Annotated in this window: 14 protein-coding genes; 11 read left to right on the plus strand and 3 right to left on the minus strand. The window is 60.0% G+C overall.

Annotation, left to right across the window (positions count from 1 at the left end; all coding sequences use genetic code 11):
- Positions 1-263 precede the first annotated feature (263 nt).
- On the minus strand, positions 264-878 hold the full coding sequence (locus ACZK13_RS10625) for a sigma factor-like helix-turn-helix DNA-binding protein (protein ID WP_080101813.1): 615 nt from the start codon (positions 876-878) through the stop codon (positions 264-266).
- Between ACZK13_RS10625 and ACZK13_RS10630 the strand changes: the two genes are divergently transcribed.
- From ACZK13_RS10630 to ACZK13_RS10640, 3 genes are all read left to right on the plus strand, one after another.
- Positions 868-1,077 carry a hypothetical protein gene (locus ACZK13_RS10630; protein WP_128988313.1) on the plus strand — a complete coding sequence of 70 codons (210 nt, stop codon included), beginning with the start codon at positions 868-870 and terminating at the stop codon, positions 1,075-1,077. The genes ACZK13_RS10625 and ACZK13_RS10630 overlap by 11 nt on opposite strands.
- Before the next feature lie 132 nt (positions 1,078-1,209).
- Positions 1,210-1,836 (plus strand): SEC-C domain-containing protein, encoded by a 627-nt coding sequence (locus tag ACZK13_RS10635; RefSeq protein WP_050557871.1) that lies wholly within the window; start codon positions 1,210-1,212, stop codon positions 1,834-1,836.
- A 413-nt stretch (positions 1,837-2,249) separates the two neighbouring features.
- Entirely contained in the window at positions 2,250-3,197 is a 948-nt protein-coding gene (locus ACZK13_RS10640; protein WP_125893261.1) for a CXC family chemokine, read from the plus strand.
- A gap of 213 nt (positions 3,198-3,410) precedes the next feature.
- On the opposite strand, the gene ACZK13_RS10645 is transcribed toward ACZK13_RS10640, so the two are convergent.
- Positions 3,411-5,456 carry a helix-turn-helix domain-containing protein gene (locus tag ACZK13_RS10645; protein ID WP_032966756.1) on the minus strand — a complete coding sequence of 682 codons (2,046 nt, stop codon included), beginning with the start codon at positions 5,454-5,456 and terminating at the stop codon, positions 3,411-3,413.
- Between the two features lie 968 nt (positions 5,457-6,424).
- On the opposite strand from ACZK13_RS10645, the gene ACZK13_RS10650 reads away from it, so the two are divergent.
- Complete coding sequence (locus ACZK13_RS10650; RefSeq protein ID WP_478482499.1) at positions 6,425-7,369, plus strand: hypothetical protein; 945 nt, start codon at positions 6,425-6,427, stop codon at positions 7,367-7,369.
- Between the two features lie 145 nt (positions 7,370-7,514).
- Here the strand turns inward: ACZK13_RS10650 and ACZK13_RS10655 are convergent, their stop codons facing one another.
- Positions 7,515-8,231, minus strand: coding sequence for a hypothetical protein (locus ACZK13_RS10655; protein WP_478482500.1), 717 nt, complete (start codon positions 8,229-8,231; stop codon positions 7,515-7,517).
- A gap of 790 nt (positions 8,232-9,021) precedes the next feature.
- On the opposite strand from ACZK13_RS10655, the gene ACZK13_RS10660 reads away from it, so the two are divergent.
- The 7 genes from ACZK13_RS10660 to ACZK13_RS10690 all read left to right on the plus strand — a co-directional run bounded on the left by ACZK13_RS10660 (position 9,022) and on the right by ACZK13_RS10690 (position 17,145).
- Entirely contained in the window at positions 9,022-9,891 is an 870-nt protein-coding gene (locus tag ACZK13_RS10660; protein WP_478482501.1) for a hypothetical protein, read from the plus strand.
- A gap of 238 nt (positions 9,892-10,129) precedes the next feature.
- Positions 10,130-10,573: a RidA family protein gene (locus ACZK13_RS10665; RefSeq protein ID WP_478482502.1), complete on the plus strand. Its 444-nt coding sequence runs from the start codon at positions 10,130-10,132 to the stop codon at positions 10,571-10,573.
- 216 nt (positions 10,574-10,789) lie between these two features.
- Positions 10,790-11,407 carry a TetR/AcrR family transcriptional regulator gene (locus tag ACZK13_RS10670; protein ID WP_478482503.1) on the plus strand — a complete coding sequence of 206 codons (618 nt, stop codon included), beginning with the start codon at positions 10,790-10,792 and terminating at the stop codon, positions 11,405-11,407.
- A 77-nt stretch (positions 11,408-11,484) separates the two neighbouring features.
- Complete coding sequence (locus tag ACZK13_RS10675; protein WP_478481595.1) at positions 11,485-12,588, plus strand: efflux RND transporter periplasmic adaptor subunit; 1,104 nt, start codon at positions 11,485-11,487, stop codon at positions 12,586-12,588.
- Positions 12,585-15,680, plus strand: coding sequence for an efflux RND transporter permease subunit (locus ACZK13_RS10680; protein WP_478481596.1), 3,096 nt, complete (start codon positions 12,585-12,587; stop codon positions 15,678-15,680). The genes ACZK13_RS10675 and ACZK13_RS10680 overlap by 4 nt, the downstream gene beginning before the upstream one ends.
- Before the next feature lie 15 nt (positions 15,681-15,695).
- Positions 15,696-16,556 carry an oxidoreductase gene (locus ACZK13_RS10685; protein WP_478481598.1) on the plus strand — a complete coding sequence of 287 codons (861 nt, stop codon included), beginning with the start codon at positions 15,696-15,698 and terminating at the stop codon, positions 16,554-16,556.
- Between the two features lie 109 nt (positions 16,557-16,665).
- A complete protein-coding gene (locus tag ACZK13_RS10690; RefSeq protein ID WP_478481599.1) occupies positions 16,666-17,145 on the plus strand; it encodes a TetR/AcrR family transcriptional regulator in 480 nt (159 codons plus the stop codon).
- The last annotated feature ends 21 nt before the right edge of the window (positions 17,146-17,166 follow it).

Here is a 17,166-nt window from a genome sequence, read left to right on the forward strand (position 1 = left end):
GGCGATGGGTCCAGTGTTCGGGACGGTAGTGAGCCTACGCAGGTTTGGTGCATATTCAGGCGTAGCGAAAGCGCTACCTGGTGGCATTTGAGCCAAGATTGGACCGAATTCGGTGAGGCTATGCAAGCTGTTCCGACGGGTGCAGGAAGGGGGCTGTACGTGACGGCCGGAATTTCGACGTTGTCCGATAGCACAGAGACTGGCGATTCTGGATCATCGCGTCACCCCTAGGAATGGCAAATAGAACCGTGAGTGCCGTTTAGCTAGGGAGTTCCTTCTGAACCTACGGATTCCACCATGACCACTGCCTGCCTCGTTTTGACCCAGCCGCCGAGCTGGCGCATGGTGAGCGCCCAGACCAGATTCAGCTGCGCCGCACCGGAGTGGCGAATAGCAGCCCTCGATTGCGTCATGTCCAGCGGGAGCCACTCAGGCAAATGCCCGGCCAGAACCATGGGATCGGCCTCGCTAATCTGGACGATCTGAACCGGAAGCGGACGTCCCAGTATTTCCCGTCCGTAGTCACTTGCCCCTTGGAGCGTGAGAGTTCCTCCGAGCAGGGGGCGCAGTTGCTGCTCAGCCTCTTGGACCGAAACTGGGCCAAGGCCGGCGCATGCCTCAACCAGTGCCTCGAAGCACGCAGCCTCCAAAGGGGTATTCCCCAAGAAGGACAGCTGCCTAGATACAATCTGGCGGATTCTCTCTCGAGTAATCCCGTGCACCTCGCCAATTGCACGCAGGGTGCTCTCATCCTCGCCCTGCCCGCCATAGCGAGCCCTGAAGACCAGGGCATTTCTCTCTGCACGCGATGGTGCATGGGCGCGCCGTGTCAGAATGCTGGCGAGGCCGCATCTCTGGGGAAGTTCAATGGCGACGATTGATTACACGCAAGCGGTCAAATACGACGTTGAGCGGGCTCTCCTCAACAGCCGTCGCACCGTTCTATCGGCGCGGCTGAGTCATGAACGCAACTGCGCTCAGCCCTATGCTCACGCAATAAGCAAACTTCAGGCTGAGATGCGTGATGTTGCCGTGCTTGTTCGCCGGCTCAGTGTCCGGCTGGAGCCAAAACGCTGAGACAGTGACACCGTGCGCCGCTGGCCCGCCCAGTACATGTCAGCGGCGAGGACTCGATGCCAATCTCATCGGAAGAGACGCTGGGGCCGTAGGCTGGAAGAAGTAGACGTAACGACCCCAAGGAGCTTTGCCGTGAGCACAATCACCACTACACCGCCCAAAATCACCATTGCGGTGCGTCGTCTGACCGATTCCGTCGTACTTGGCGCAGAGCCGATCTATCTCCCCGTCCGGCCTGAAGCCGACGCGATCGTGCATGAGTGCTTTCCCAATGTGCAGGCCAAGATCGCCCGGGATGGCGGCCAGATGCTGTGCGGTTGGCAGCTTTGGGAGTGGCCGGATGTGCTGGTGGAGGCAGAGTTCCATGCTGTGTGGGTCAGCCCGTGCGGGGAGCCGATCGACGTCTCGCCAAAGCCCGAAGGTGAAACGCGCATACTGTTCGTTCCGGACCCGGGCAGGCGCTACGAGGGCTTGGCCATCGATAACGTCCGAATGCCGCTGAGCGACGATCTGCTGATCAGGCATTTCATCCAAATGTCCGAGGCCATCGTGGGGGTCATGAATCGAGGCAAGCGAGCAACGCAGTACGGCCACGTCAGCGTTCCCGCCAATGAGATTCAGCCGCTTCTGCAGGCAAGAGCTTTCCTGGGGCAATCACTCGCCGCAGGGCTCCGCGAGCATACGCCGTGCCTATGCGGCAGCGGCCGCAAGTATGCGCGTTGCCATGGTAGCCACGTAGAGGCCTTCTTTGGCTCTTGATGGTGGCGTTCTTGGCTCATTTGAATTGTCGTCAATCCAAAGCAACGCCGTTGCTTCTAGCGCAGCGTCGGTAGCTGGAATCAGTGCGCCCCAAGCGAACTCAGGCCTGGTGGCGACTGATTGCACTCTTCCTAGCGGCGCCCTGGGAACACGAACAATCACCCGCATCGCTCGTTAATTACGACGTGCCCTCCAGGCAAGAGGTGAGTGCTGCATTGCAGCATCCGACCGCGCTGGCACCGAGATCAAGCGGCCACAGCAGATGTCGCCGTTCGAGCGGCCGGACCGCGTTTTTGGCGCTCAGGCCTTGCACTTAAAGGCCTAGTGCAGGAGAACTGCGTCCTGCCAGTTGCCTGCCGTACCCGAAAGGTGTATTAGTAGCAATACTACTAACCGCGCTCTTGGAGGCAATGATGTCTTCTGATTTCGCTCCAGTCCCGCCACGGCCGAAGGGTTGGGACGACCTCTTTGAGATTACCCATGGGCTTCATGGAATCCCTATCGAGGAGATAGAACGCGGGAGAGTCGATTATGAGTACACATTCAGCTCCAACGATCTTCGCCCCTGTGGCCGGCTGGGGTGCGAGCAAAAGCACTGTCATGGCTGGCTTGTCGCCTTGGCTGGAGGGCGTTTCGTCAACATTGGGAACGACTGCGCGTTGAAGTACGCCCAGGCGGGTTTATGGTCGTCAAGCATCAGGAACTATAGAGAGCAGGAAGCCTCCAGAGCTCGGGCGGTCGCGCTTGTAGAGGTGAGAGAGCAAGCGCAGGGGAAGCAGTATTGGTTGGACAATTCTCCTGAAGTTGATCGTGCAATCGCGCTGCTCCAGTCATTCTCAGTTCAAGCCCGCGGCGGGCTTCTTAAGGAGCTTGAACGGCGCGCCGAGCGTGGGCACGTAGACATAGAGAGCGAACGACGGCTGACCGATGATGAAGTTCAGTTGCGACGGGCGATGCTTGCTGGCCGCCGAACAGAAGATGAGCCAATGCCGTATTTGCCCACTGTGGAGAGGGTCGTTGTAGGGCGCATTGAGGGGCTCGAGTGCTTCAAGGGCAACGGAAATCCGGAACGGTTAAGGATGGACCTTCAGCGGTTGGTCGAGACATTGTTGAAGTGGTCTCCCGCACAGAAGGATCGCAGCGCCCAACGCGCCCTGCTTCAAGCGACCCGTGATCTGGCGCCACTGAGCAATCGCTTGAATTCCAGCATTGTTGCAGCTGGGCGATTCTTTACCGAATCCAATCTTGAGACGCTGATGCGCCTGGAAATTATCAGATCTCAGGGCATTCAGTCGATCAAACTTGATGGAGTCGGCGGCGTTATCATTTCTCGCCTGCCGCACTGGAGACAGGCCGCCTAGGCTCCGCGCCAAGTCTCGTAGGTTTGATAGTTCGATTCCGGTGGGCAAGGCGCATGCCAGCCTGGCTAGATCCCTAGCGAAAGCTCGGCGCCCCTCCCCTCAGCCCCCCTTTCCCCGAGTCTTGATCAGTGGGTGAACTGCGAAGGAGCTCGCCTAAACAGCCCAATGTTGTTTCCGAGAGCGATTGGTAAGGCCGCAACCTCTGAGTGAGCTTCAGTTACCCTCTTCAAACTCATCCTCTGTCGCCCCCATGACTTCGACGAGCGCCCTTCTGGTCCTGCCATTGGCGGTTACTTTGTATGCCGTCCCGGCAGTGCCTCCCAACGAAACCACATACTTGATCAAGCCAACCATCCTGGTCTCGGTCAGTGTGAGCATGATGCCACCTGCATCATAGTCGCCCTCTCCCAAATGCAGGAAGGCCTTGGCGGGCACGCCGGCGTAGAGGTTACTCAGCGAGCTCTTGCTAACCGTGTTGACCCAGCTAACGTCGCCGGAGCTGGAGACGCTGACCTCCCGATGGTTGACCAGTGGTCCACTACTAGTTCCTACCCGGCCCTGCGCCTCGGTCAGGCGTGCAGCGTTAATCGGCCAGCCTCGAATTGCAAAGATGCCTCGATCAACTTGGCGCAAGAGGGGCGAGCAAGCCAAGGCAACAGAGAAGGAGATGGCGTTGAGTCCAAGATTTACGACCAATGATTGATGAAGTTCGCTGCGAGAGGCCAGCCCGCCTCGAAGCTTGAGTTCCTCAACGATTGATTGTGCAACTCCCTTCTTGCCCTCACGAGGCGCACCAGGGTTAGCCAGCCGGAAGTCGTCGCCTTGTTGGCAGACTAGAACAGGCGTCTTGGCGAGAACCCTTTGAACGACCTCCATTGGCGGCCAAATGCCGGCATCTTCTGCAACATCAGATGAGGCGCCACGTGAATAGCGTGTTACGCCGCTATAAATGACCTCGATGTCAAGTGCACCCTTTGCATTGGAGAGGATATCGATCGCCCGGTTCACGACTCGATTCGCGCTCCCGTCAACACCAAACCAATACCAGGCTTGATCGTCATCGACCCACTCGAATCCTGGGGCATGAGCGATGATTGAGCGGAACTCATCAGGAGCGATCCAATCTCCGTGCTGGCGCATGGTCAAGGCCCAGACGAGATTGATCTGGGCGGCACCACAATGCCGGATCGCCGCCTTGGACTGCGAAATCCCCGCCACAAACCACGTGGGCAGCTGCCCAGGAAGGACCACCGGATCTCCCTTCTTGATCTGAATGATCTGAACGGGAAGAGATCGCCCGAGCACCTCGCGCCCGTAGTCAATTGCGCCCTGCAAGCTCAGTGTCCCACCCAAGAGACTCCGCAACCGCTCTTCAGCCTCTGGAACTGCAACAGCTCCCAGCTCCTGACACGCCTCTGCTAGTGCATCGAACTGCGCTGTTAGGACGGTGGTCGTCGGAAGGAAGGACAGCTGCTTGTCCACGATCTGACGGATGCGCTCGCGGGTGATTCCATGAATCTCCCCTATGGCACTCAATGTGCTCTCGGAATCTCCCTGCCCGCCATAGCGGGCCCTGAAGACCTGCGCATTTCGCTCGGCATGGGAGGGCGCATGCGCGCGCCGGCTTAACAGACAACCGTTGAATAGAATCTCCTCGTATAGATCCGTCGGAGAAGCCATGGACGCTATCACTTCAGCTTGAATGGCCCGCCCCTGGCGCACGTCGAAATCGGGACCAGGGGGTTCAACGCAGCATGCCTCAGCGATGGCACAGATATCCTTGTACTTAGGAATTCTGCTGATTCCCGGGTTCTCCCATGCTGCCACTGACATATGCGATCGTCCTATGCGGTCCGCCAGCTCCATCTGGGTTAAGCGGCCTCTTGGATTATCGCGGCGCGCGGAGCGGAGCCAAAGCTTCAGCGCATTGCGCGATGCTCGGGGAAGTACAACCGTTTTTTCTGAAGGAGTGAGGTCCAGCACAGTTGGGCAAAGGTAGTCGGCCGCCTGTACTACAAGATCGTGGGCAGGATAGCCGGTAGCGGCGGAGATCTTTTTGATTTCCTCTGGCAGAGGAGTGTCTTGACAATGCAAGCTGAAGAGCTTGACGAGTCGCTTCCTCTGTATCCCTGTCTTTGCATGGATATCCGAGATGCCCTCGGATCGCTGTAACGAGAGCGACATCCAGTTTTTGATGATCTCAACCGCGGACTCGTCTGAAAGCTCTCCTGCTTCGGTACCGATCCACCCGTCCAGCATCTCCCCCTCCCTGCCTTTTACGGCGTTCCTTGGAGATGAATATCGCGTTCCAGCCACCGACTGTCCACTCTGCTGTCGATTGCGCCGTTCAAGAGCGTCAGACTCGGCAACAATAGAGCGCCACGAGGAGCAGCTCTATGATCCGACGGACCTAGCACCCGGGAGAAGGAAGGTGCCGCCGGCCAGCATCACTCGCTCAATTGAGCCCCCTCTCGCGAAATCTGGGGCACATTGCCCGGGGTTCTAGCGCAAGCGGGACACCTTTTCCGGAGTTCGCGGACGATGGGGCGCTTTTTCCGTAGTTCACTAAGAACGGGGCGCATTTATCGTAGTTCGAACTACGGACAGTTCACCCAATCCATGTCGCCAAACTATAAGAATCAATGGCTTGCAGATGGGGGACATCGTCCCCGTCAATCACTTGTCCTTTTGCTTAGGATCGTGCCCCTTGTTGATTCTATTGAGAATTGACGAAGCAGGTAAATCTGTTACCAAGCGCCAAGTAAAAGTGTTCCGCGTTCGAACACAGCGCCTTTGGAACATGAGTCTTTGCTCTTCATCCTACGATCCTATTCCGGCCTGGCATGCCGAGTGCTTCAAGCCAAGATGCAGCCATGCTGCCCGCGCTTGGGCGGGCTCAAGCTAAGGATTCTTTCGAAAGAACTTCAAATGCAGCCATCGCGCCCGCACTTGCACTCCGAAGCGTCAGGTACCATGGCATAGACGCTAAGGCTCAACTTCCGAGACTCCCTCAATGAACGACACTGATCGAGAGATCATGCTGGTTGCCATGTTAATCGTCGGATTTGCGGTCTCATTTGTCTGTTGGGCTGCCTGGCTAGCTCGCAGAACGCGACTTGCGCGGAGTCAGTGGACTGGCCTCCGGCGCAAATAAGGCAGCACAGCGCTATTGTTTTGGGCGTCTGCGAAGGGCCGGATTTGTGCGGTCGGGAGAAGCCATCGAAGGGTTGAAGCCGTTCGTTCCTTACCTCGAGGAACGGCGCAACCCGAACATGATCTTGGTGCCAACCTACGGCGGGAACTCCGAGCTCGACGTCATGCTGGCCGGCCTGTTGCCCGACGACATCCTGGCCAAGGCTGGTCTCGAACGCCGACGCTCTATGATGGGCCTGATGTACATGCACAACGACTTGCCTGCAGACTACGGTGCGCGGGCACGAGCTGCATTTGCGCACTACATCTGGACGCGCTTGTCTCCGCGAGCGCGTTTGGGTCAAGGCGCCTTCAACGCGCGCTCGCCACTGCGACTGCTCGCCGGCGACACCCCATACTGGGCACACCGCCTATATCGCCTGGCACTGGCCAGGCGCGATGAATTCTTCGCTCCCACGACGCACGAAGACGAGACCTGGAAGCCGCTCGCAGAGTTACGCGCCGGTATCTTGGCCGGCCTGCCTGAGGAAGAGAGACACGTGTTCGATATCCAGCGGCCTCTGATGGGCGGCGACGTCTGGGACGAGTTTGATGCCGACGAGCGCGAGGAGGTGCTTCAGAGCGCGATCGACGGCGACGGTGTCCTCGAGTCGCTCGATCCGGTGGTCGAGCTGCTGCACCGCCACCGGACGCACGAGGACTTCTCGGCCGCGAACTCCTGGATCAAAGAGGATTTCGAGCGCAGCTTCTATTCCAAACGGGCGAAATTGAAAGTCGACTTAGTCGAGACCATCGACGATGCACCGGCTTATGCGCTGGAGCCCAACGAGCCGTACGAGCAGGTTCTGTTCCGCGATGTGATCGCAATGCTCGATCAGAAAGAGCGTCGCCTTGTGATAGCCCTGCGGCTCGGCAAGAGTGCCTCCACCATCGCGCGCGAGTCGGGTCTGCGCGGCCACGCGTCGGTTTCGCGACGCATCGCCGCGCTCAAGACGAAGGTCGCCCAACTACTAAATTGAGCTGAAGCGCCAGCGATCGCTCGTCACCGGCGCTTTGGCGACCGCGGAGCCACATGCCGATGGCCATCCCAGCGGCGCCCAGTACGCGCCGACCTTGCCTCGGTGCGAACCATGGCGCCTCCAGAATCCATCGCTCCGTAGCCTGCTACGTCCTACCTGCTGGCTCGAGCCAAAACCGGCAGCTGAAGTTGTTGAGCCGACGATGGAAGGCGTCGGCGCGCGCCTGGAAAGTTTTCGGGATCGCTGCGCCGTCGCCGCCCTGCCGAAAGTACTCGGCAAGCGAATGGAGCCCGTTGTTCATTAGTTGCTCCCACTCGCGCCAAAGCTCGTCCTGCAAATCCTGCGCACGCTGACTGGCGCTCGGTTTTCGCTTTGGGGCCGGCACTGAGTAGTCAGGGTGTGGATCATGCGAGTGAGTGAACGTGATAGTACCGTGCGCCCACTCGGCCTCGGCCGACGGGCGCCAGCGGTAGTGCACCCGCACCGACAGCGTCCTCGTGAAATTGCTCGGTGGAATGATTTGGTCGTCGACGAAGAAGCGCTGACCTTCCATTTCCTGCGTCTCGACCCGCTGCTGCATCTGCCGAACCGCGTTGCCCAAGTTGCTGCCGGCACGGCGGGCGCGCTCACCGGTGTCAGCTAACTTCTTCGTCGCCTTGGCTCCCGCGTAGGCCTGTAGCGCCACATCGAACTCGCGAAGCCTGGCGGCGATAAACGGCCCGCAACTGTCCAGCCGTAAGTCGCGCAATGGCGATCCTAGTCGCCGGGCGTCCAGGGAAGCTGAAATCTCCCGATCCAACGCCTGCACATTGACCTCTCGCAGGGCCTCTTGTTCATCGCACGGAATATTGATGACGCTCAACTCGGACTCCGTATATTGGCGGTGCGGGATGCCGCGATTCTCTTGGTTGGTGGCATGTCCTAGGAACTTGCGCGCGTGCTCGAGAGCAGGGTGTTTGTGTAGATGGCCGGCACATTATCGCTGCGCGCGGGCGCGAAGTCTGGCCAATCCGGGGGGGGGGGCTTGTCCCCGGCCTGGCGCTCCCGCAGGCTTGGCCCGAACCGCGTCGCCAAGCGGGCCTGCGCCGTCGCGAGGCCGCTCGCGGCCCTCGTTCGGCTGGTCTCGGCATGCCCCCTCCCCTGCTCGTTGGCCCGGAGCCGGCCGACTGCTTCCGGGCCAAGCATGGTGAGTCGGGCCTTCAAAGCCTTGAGGGTGGTCGCCAGGGAGTCGCTCTAACCACACTGATGGTCCCGACCGACCATCGGTCGATCACGCAGGCGAAGGACCACTTTCAGTCCGCCAGCACCCTGGTCTCGATTAGCGCCGTCGCGACTGCTGAGATGGCGGTGCGGCACGCTAGGGTGCCGGTAGGCAGTTCGGTAGCTATCGTTCCGCCAACGGCATGTTGCTCGGGGACCGCCGATACCATGCCACTCGCCCACAGCAAGTACTGGGACGCAGAAGATGTCGAAGCAGACACCGGAGCCGCATGGCTGGCTCTCCTCGCCACCGCACACACGCGTTGACCATATCCCGAAAGGAGTCCGTGTAGACGTTCACCGTCTTGAGGGAATGCTTAGCCTTGCCCATCGCTGTCCGCCAGAGTGCGGATGGGCCATGATTGCATGAAGCTTTCCTCTCTTAGCAAGCCATGTCCAGCTCCTCGTCCCCAGAAACCTTGGAAGCCATCGGCCTGAGCGTTGCCTTTGAGGCGCTGCGCGATTTGGTGAACCGGCTGCTGATGGAGTTCTTGCCCTTGACCGGCCACCCCGGGGAAGTGCAGGTGCTCTTCAGATCGACGCCCCATCGCGATCTGTTCTACATCCGCTTGCTGGACTTCGTTCATGAGGGGGGTAGCAAGGCACTTCTAGGCGAAAAGATGTCGTGCCTGGAGGTGCTGGAGCGGGCCGGCGCCAACCCGAGGTTATCCGGCGCGGGGCACGCTCACGCTCTTGCCGACGCCGTCGCAGATCTACGCACTTGGCTCGATGAAGTGATTCATCCAAAGTTCTGGCTGGGAAACATAAACGTCCATGCGAGGCTGTCAGTCACCCGTCTGCAACTACTGAAAATCGCGGGGAATCAAGCCAAGCACAACCTGGCGCGCCTGACGGGCGTTGCGCAGCAGGTGCAAGCCCTGCTTGCTGAGCATGGCCACAACGTTCCATTGGCCCAGATCCCGTTCGCGTTGGATGACTTCCGTGAGCACTTGGGAGAGAACGTCTTTATCTACTACGGAAGCTGGCTGGCAGAACTGATCAATAACATCACATGGGCGTTGTATCGTTACATCCAACCCGTCTACCACCGGTCGGTGGTCTATGAGGACGGACCGATACCCGGGATGTATCGTTTTCTTCCTCTTCCGGGAGTGGTCCCCGATTCTCCCGAGCACTGGTGGTTTCATCGGCTGCTCAATGAAGCTCGGCGCCCTCCCCCCGTCCCCTCTTTCAAAGCGTCGCGCTTCCTGAAGGAACAGTCATCGCTGGAATGGGAGGACGAGGAGCACATGGGTCCGTAGCCGCTTCCTATTCTCAAGGAGCGGGGCTGATCCAGACCGTCCCAATTGCGGGTGATAGCCTGTCGCCCTCAACCTTACCCCCGATAAATCTTCCTAATCCCCTGCCCCGCCGATGTCCGCTTCTGGCCAGGAGCGGACTCTGGGGCTTGCGCAGCTACTCTCGCATTACCCTTTCGGGGCAGGCGGGCTTCCGAGCCTACCGGCAGACTGCTGCCTTTCCTCTAAGAAGGACAACGAAATGAGCACATCCAACCGCAGGACGGCCAGCTTTGGCGTGCCGTGGGAATCGGCATATGGTTACGTGCAGGCGGTGCGCGTGAACAATTCGATCTTCGTGTCAGGCCAGCTCTCACACACGCCGGAGGGCCAACTGGTAGCGCCGGCGGCTCTGGGGGCTGATGGGAAGCCTGCCAACTTCGACACCATGGAGGCGCAGATGAAGCGCACCTATGAGAACGCCCAGGTGTTGTTGGCCGAGCTGGGTGGATCGCTGGCGGATGTGGTGGAAGAAACCCTTTTCGTAATCGATGTGCCGGCTGCGTTCGCCGCCAGCGGCAAGGTCAGGCCTGCCGTCTATGGCCAGGCTGTCCCGCAGGTGGCCAGCAACCTCATCGGAGTTTCGGCGCTCGCCTTCCCCGAACAGTTGATCGAGATCGCGTTCCGGGCTGAAGTGCAGTCGTAGGACGCCTTCTGGATCGAGCGAGCGATGCCATGGGAAGCCCGCATGCCACCAGGCGTGCGGGCTTTCGCTTTTCGGTATTCGGTTTGCAGGTCGCATAGCACATCAGACAGTCCCAGTCCGCTTCCGGCCAGAAGCGCGCATGCGAGCAATTAAGTGACTAGTACCCGCAGTTCGTCACACGTTGATGGTTCATGGAAGCTTGGTTAAGCTTCGCAGATGAACACTGCAACTGCCCCAGCTGGTCCCGGCCGTGGGCCGGCCACGCACGATATCCGCGACCAGATTGTTGTTGCGGCTACTGAACACTTCAGTCACTACGGGTACGAGAAAACCACCGTTTCTGACTTGGCCAAGGCGATCGGCTTTTCAAAGGCGTACGTCTATAAATTCTTCGAATCGAAGCAGGCCATTGGCGAGGCGATCTGCTCCAACTGTCTGGCACAACTTGAACAGGAAATCGGTCAGGCGCTCGAGGGTGTAGAGCAGCCTGCAGAGCGGATGAGGAAGCTTTTCAAGGCATCAACCGAGGCTCACCAGCGGCTCCTCTCCCAGGACCGGAAGCTCTATGAGATCGCGCAGTCAGCTGCCGCAGAGCATTGGCCTTCCGTGCTGGCATACGAAGACAGACTGCGCGCTCTGCTTCAGCAGCTTCTGCTGCAAGGTCGGGATTCAGGTGATTTTGAGCGCAAGACGCCTCTTGATGAAGCGACCGACGCCATCTATCTCGTGCTGCGCCCTTACCTGAACCCTCTCCTATTGCCGCATAGTCTTGACCACAACGATCAGGCCCCCACGCTGCTTTGCAGCCTCGTTCTGCGGAGCTTGTCTCCCTGAAGAGGCTGCTTAGTGACTATTGACTAGTTTGGTCACACGTAGCAAAGTTCCGTCCAAGTCGGATCGACGGAACTCCCATGCGGCAGATTGTTAACAATTCATTATTCATTGCACTTGCCGTTGCCCTGGTCGGCTGCGGTACTGAAGCGCCGCCAGACCCTAGAACAAAGGCGCCCTTGGTCCGCACGGCGACTGTGGGGGGAGACAGCGCTGCGTCTCGCACATTCACAGGAACGGTAGCGGCGCGGGTCCAGAGCGATCTCGGATTCCGCGTTTCAGGGAAGGTATCGCAACGCTTGGTCGATGCTGGACAGAAGGTCCGGCGCGGGCAGGTCCTGATGCGAATCGACCCGGCCGACCTTCAGCTGTCGGCGCAGGCACAGCAGCAGGCCGTCGTAGCCGCACAAGCCCAAGCCCGGCAGGCTATTGCCGATGAGGCGAGGTATCGCACCCTGCTCGGTACGGGCGCCATCTCGGCCTCGTCATACGACCAGAGCAAGGCCGCAGCTGATGCAGCACGCGCCCAGCTCAGTGCCGCCATAGCCCAAGCGCAGGTGGCAAGCAATGCCAATCGCTACGCAGAGTTGCTAGCCGATGCTGACGGAGTCGTCATGGAGACGCTGGCCGAGCCGGGCCAGGTAGTTAGCGCCGGCCAACCCGTCGTCCGACTGGCCAGAGCAGGAGAGCGTGAAGCCATCGTGCAGCTCCCCGAGACACTGCGCCCCGCCTTGGGCACGGTCGGGCAGGCCAAACTCTACGGGGATCGCGGAAGTCCAGTACCTGCCAGACTTAGGCAGCTCTCTGACGCGGCTGACCCGCTGACACGCACCTATGAGGCCCGCTACGTCCTGGACGGCTCGTCGGCAGAGGCTCCTCTGGGCGCCACGGTGACGGTGGAAATCGCAGTTAACGCCTCAGCGACTGCTCCACTTCTGGTGCCGATTGGCGCCCTGTTCGATCCCGGGAAAGGGAACGGGGTTTGGGTACTGGAGGGCAAGCCCGTCAAGGCCGTCTGGCGCCCCGTTCAAGTGGTAGGACTCTCGGATGACATGGCGCAGGTCAAGGGCGATCTGCAATCCGGGCAGAAGGTCATCTCGCTTGGCGCTCATCTCATAAGGAATGGCCAGGTGGTCACGCCCTTGGGTGAGGGCAAGGACGCACGCAATGGAGCTCAGCCATGAGCGAAGGCCGCTTCAATCTTTCCTCGCTGGCAGTTCGCGAGCGCCCCATAACCGTCTTTCTACTGTTCCTGATCACGGTGGCGGGGGTCCTGGCCTTCTTCCAGCTTGGCCGTGCCGAGGATCCCCCGTTCACGATCAAGCAGATGACCGTCGTCACTGCGTGGCCAGGGGCAACGGCGCAGGAAATGCAGGACCTGGTAGCCGAGCCGCTGGAGAAGCGTTTGCAGGAACTGCGTTGGTACGACCGTTCCGAAACCTACACGCGGCCAGGATTGGCCTTCACGATGCTGTCCCTGCGCGATGCGACGCCGCCCTCGCAGGTGCAGGAGGAGTTCTACCAAGCGCGCAAGAAGCTTGGAGACGAGGCAGCGAGACTACCGGCTGGTGTTATCGGGCCGATTCTCAATGACGAATATGCAGACGTGACGTTCGCGCTTTTCGCACTGAAAGCCAAAGGCGAGCCACAGCGGCTTCTGGTACGCGATGCAGAGGTGCTGCGACAGCAGCTGCTGCACGTGCCTGGTGTCAAGAAGGTCAACATCATTGGCGAGCAGCCCGAGCGCATCTTCGTATCCTTCTCGCATGATCGGTTGGCTACCGTAGGCGTCACCCCCCAGGACATATTCACGGCCCTCAACAGCCAGAACCTGCTGACGCCTGCCGGTTCGATCGACACCCGCGGACCGCAGGTCTTCGTTCGGGTGGACGGCGCCTTCGATAGCCTGGAGAAGATCCGTCAGACGCCGATCGTGGCGCGGGGACATACTCTAAAGCTATCCGATGTCGCCACAGTTGAGCGCGGCTACGAAGACCCCGCGACGTTCTTCGTTCGCAACAACGGGGAGCCTGCGCTGCTGCTGGGCGTCGTCATGCGTGACGACTGGAACGGACTGGATCTTGGCAAGGCACTGGAGTCCGAGGTTGGCAAGATCAACGAACAATTGCCTCTTGGCATCTCGCTCACCAAAGTAACCGATCAGGCCGTGAACATCAGTTCGGCGGTCGACGAGTTCATGGTCAAGTTCTTTGTCGCGCTGCTTGTTGTGATGCTGGTTTGCTTCATCAGCATGGGCTGGCGCGTCGGCATCGTTGTCGCAGCGGCCGTGCCCCTGACGCTTGCAGCAGTCTTCGTCATCATGGCCGCCACGGGCAAGAACTTTGACCGCATCACGCTAGGCTCGCTCATCCTGGCCCTGGGGCTGCTTGTGGACGACGCCATCATCGCCATTGAGATGATGGTCGTGAAGATGGAGGAGGGTTACAGTCGTGTGGCTGCCTCGGCCTACGCGTGGAGCCACACTGCTGCACCGATGCTGTCCGGCACGTTGGTCACCGCCATTGGGTTCATGCCCAACGGTTTCGCCCGATCCACCGCAGGCGAATACACCGGCAACATGTTCTGGATTGTTGGCATAGCGCTCATCGTGTCCTGGGTGGTGGCCGTGGTGTTCACGCCCTATCTTGGCGTGAAGCTGCTGCCCGACATCAAGACCGTGGAGGGCGGGCATCAGGCCATCTACAACACTCGCAACTACAACCGCTTCCGCGCATTTCTGACGCGCGTGATCGCGCGCAAATGGCTGGTCGCCGGCGCGGTGGTCGGCCTGTTCGCGCTGGCCGTCATCGGCATGGGCGTGGTCAAGAAGCAGTTCTTTCCTACCTCGGATCGGCCCGAAGTACTGGTCGAGGTGCAGATGCCTTATGGCACCTCCATCCAGCAGACCAGTGCCGCAACGTCGAAAGTCGAGGCCTGGCTGGCAAAGCAGGAAGAGGCACGTATTGTCACCGCCTACATCGGTCAGGGGGCTCCACGCTTCTTCCTGGCGATGGCGCCGGAACTGCCGGACCCGTCGTTTGCCAAAATCGTGGTGCTCGCTGGTGATGACAAGGAGCGCGAAGTTCTGAAGTTCCGGTTGCGCGAAGCAATCGCCAGCGGTCTGGTACCCGAAGCGCAGGTACGGGTCACCCAGATCGTGTTTGGTCCGCCATCCCCGTTCCCGGTCGCCTACCGGGTCATGGGGCCGGACCCGGACAAGTTGCGCGAGCTCGCTGATCAAGTGGGCCTGATCATGCGCAGCAACCCGATGATGCGCACGGTAAATACGGACTGGGGTCCCCGCACTCCGACATTGCACTTTGCGCTGAACCAGGATCGCCTCAATGCCGTGGGACTGACCTCAAACTCGGTGGCCTCGCAACTACAGTTTCTGCTCAGTGGTGCACCGCTCACCGACGTGCGCGAGGACATTCGCTCCGTGCAGGTGGTAGGCCGCGCAGCGGGCGATACGCGCCTGGATCCCGAGAAGATTGCAGACTTCACATTGGTCGGCAGTGCCGGTCAACGCGTCCCGCTCTCGCAGGTGGGAACCGTAGAAGTACGTATGGAGGATCCTATCCTGCGTCGACGTGATCGCACACCCACCATCACGGTCCGCGGCGACATTGCCGAGGGCCTCCAGCCGCCTGATGTCTCGACGGTAGTCCTGAAGGATTTGCAGCCGCTGATCGAGCGGCTCCCGGCCGGCTACCGCATCGAACAGGCCGGTGCGATCGAGGAGTCCGGCAAAGCTACGACGGCGATGCTCCCACTGTTTCCCATCATGATCGCCCTTACCCTACTCATCATCATTCTGCAGGTGCGCTCAATCGCCGCAATGATCATGGTGTTCGCCACCAGTCCGCTAGGCCTCATCGGCGTGGTGCCTACGCTGCTCCTCTTCCAGCAGCCCTTTGGCATCAACGCGCTAGTTGGATTGATCGCGCTGTCGGGCATTCTGATGCGCAACACCCTGATCCTCATCGGGCAGATCCATCAGAACGAGCAGGAAGGGCTGGGTGCATTTGATGCGGTCGTCGAGGCGACTGTGCAGCGGGCGCGCCCAGTCATCCTGACGGCGCTGGCTGCGATTCTGGCCTTCATTCCCCTGACGCATTCGGTGTTCTGGGGAACGCTGGCGTACACGTTGATCGGCGGGACATTGGCAGGAACCGTCCTCACGCTGGTCTTCCTGCCAGCGATGTACGCGATCTGGTTCAAGATCAAGCCATCCCTACCCGATGCAGTCGAGCCGGCGCTCGGGCCTGCGCACTGAGGAGCACTCCATCACATGAACGCGCATCCAATCCAGAATGCAGCCATGGGAAAGAAGATTGTTCTGGTCACCGGCGTCTCTTCCGGAATCGGGCAAGCCAGCGCAAAGGCGCTGGCCAACGCAGGTTGTGTGGTATATGGCAGCGTTCGCCAGCTTGAACATGCGCAGCCGATCAAGGGCGTGACGCTGGTACAGCTTGATGTCCGTGAGCAGGCAAGCATTGATCGTGCAGTGGCCATCATCTTTGCCAGGGAGGGGCGCATTGACGCTCTGGTGAACAACGCGGGTCACAACCTGATTGGTGCAGTGGAGGAGACCGAAGTAGCTGAAGTCGAGTCGTTGTTCGACACGAATGTCCTAGGCGTGATCAGGGCCATTCGGGCCGTACTGCCCTCCATGCGAGCGCAGCGCGCTGGTCAGATCATCAACGTGAGCTCTGTGCTCGGATTTCTCCCTGGACCTTACATGGGCGTTTACGCGGCCAGCAAGCATGCCTTGGAAGGGCTGTCGGAGAGCCTGGATCACGAGGTTCGTCAGTTTGGGATACGGGTCACTCTGGTGCAGCCCTCCTTTACCAACACTGGATTCAAGATGAATACACAACGAGCCAGTACATCCATCGCCGACTACGACTTCGAGCGCGAACTCGCACTGGATGCGATCGCTCGCGCGTCCGATGAGGGCACGGACGCAGCGCTCGTGGCCGGTACCATCGTCGAGGCGGTTCTCGGCAATTGGAAGATGCGTCGCGCACCCGCGGGCCACGCGTCGCTGTTGGCGAAGTTGCGGCGCTTCATGCCTGCCGCGCCAGTGGATGCCAGTCTGCGAAGGGCCTTTGGGCTGACCAAGCCCAAGGCGCATGGCGGGCGCTCCTGAGATGAATGGATCTGCGAAGCGTTGGGAGCGTGCGCGCGCGCATACCCGGGCGTGCATTCTTGAAGCCGCCGCCGAAGCGTTCCAGTCCTCCGGCTACGACAATACGTGCATGCAGCAGATCGCCGATCTCGCGGGGTACACCAAGGCGACTGTTTATGCACACTATCGTGACAAGGCGCACCTCTTCACGGCCGTCATGAATCTTCACGCATCGAGCCTTCCCGAGCTCGTTATACGTACTCACCCTGGGGCGGACCTCAAAGAGGAGTTGGACTATGTCTCCCTGGCGATCCAGAAGCTGGCTCAGGTGGAGGTGTGTCGACGCTTCTGCGGGGCGCTCCGCCATTCCGTAACTGGCACAACCGCTTACGCCGAGCTCTGGAACGCTTACCTTGCCCCCTTTAGGGCATACATTTGCTCGGCCTTGGCTCGCAAGGGAGTCGAGAGGGCAGAAGAGCACGCCAGTCTGTACCTTCAGTTGCTGCTGCAGGCAAATTCCCTGCAGGTGGCGCCGCAGCCGGCGACCAATGCCGGCGCAATGTTGAGCGTGTTTCATCGGGCTTTTCAGCAGTACAGTTCACGTGGATAGATCATCGCAACTGGGTTGCAT

Source organism: Stenotrophomonas sp. 99219_Sma (genome assembly GCF_056480785.1).

What these genes read in the sequence shown, in the direction of transcription:
- ACZK13_RS10630 (WP_128988313.1), top strand. Translation starts at nt 868, where the DNA reads ATGGCGACGATTGATTACACGCAAGCGGTCAAATACGACGTTGAGCGG.
- ACZK13_RS10640 (WP_125893261.1), top strand. Translation starts at nt 2,250, where the DNA reads ATGTCTTCTGATTTCGCTCCAGTCCCGCCACGGCCGAAGGGTTGGGAC.
- ACZK13_RS10645 (WP_032966756.1), bottom strand. Translation starts at nt 5,456, where the DNA reads ATGCTGGACGGGTGGATCGGTACCGAAGCAGGAGAGCTTTCAGACGAG.
- ACZK13_RS10660 (WP_478482501.1), top strand. Translation starts at nt 9,022, where the DNA reads ATGTCCAGCTCCTCGTCCCCAGAAACCTTGGAAGCCATCGGCCTGAGC.
- ACZK13_RS10665 (WP_478482502.1), top strand. Translation starts at nt 10,130, where the DNA reads ATGAGCACATCCAACCGCAGGACGGCCAGCTTTGGCGTGCCGTGGGAA.
- ACZK13_RS10670 (WP_478482503.1), top strand. Translation starts at nt 10,790, where the DNA reads ATGAACACTGCAACTGCCCCAGCTGGTCCCGGCCGTGGGCCGGCCACG.
- ACZK13_RS10675 (WP_478481595.1), top strand. Translation starts at nt 11,485, where the DNA reads ATGCGGCAGATTGTTAACAATTCATTATTCATTGCACTTGCCGTTGCC.
- ACZK13_RS10680 (WP_478481596.1), top strand. Translation starts at nt 12,585, where the DNA reads ATGAGCGAAGGCCGCTTCAATCTTTCCTCGCTGGCAGTTCGCGAGCGC.
- ACZK13_RS10685 (WP_478481598.1), top strand. Translation starts at nt 15,696, where the DNA reads ATGAACGCGCATCCAATCCAGAATGCAGCCATGGGAAAGAAGATTGTT.
- ACZK13_RS10690 (WP_478481599.1), top strand. Translation starts at nt 16,666, where the DNA reads ATGCAGCAGATCGCCGATCTCGCGGGGTACACCAAGGCGACTGTTTAT.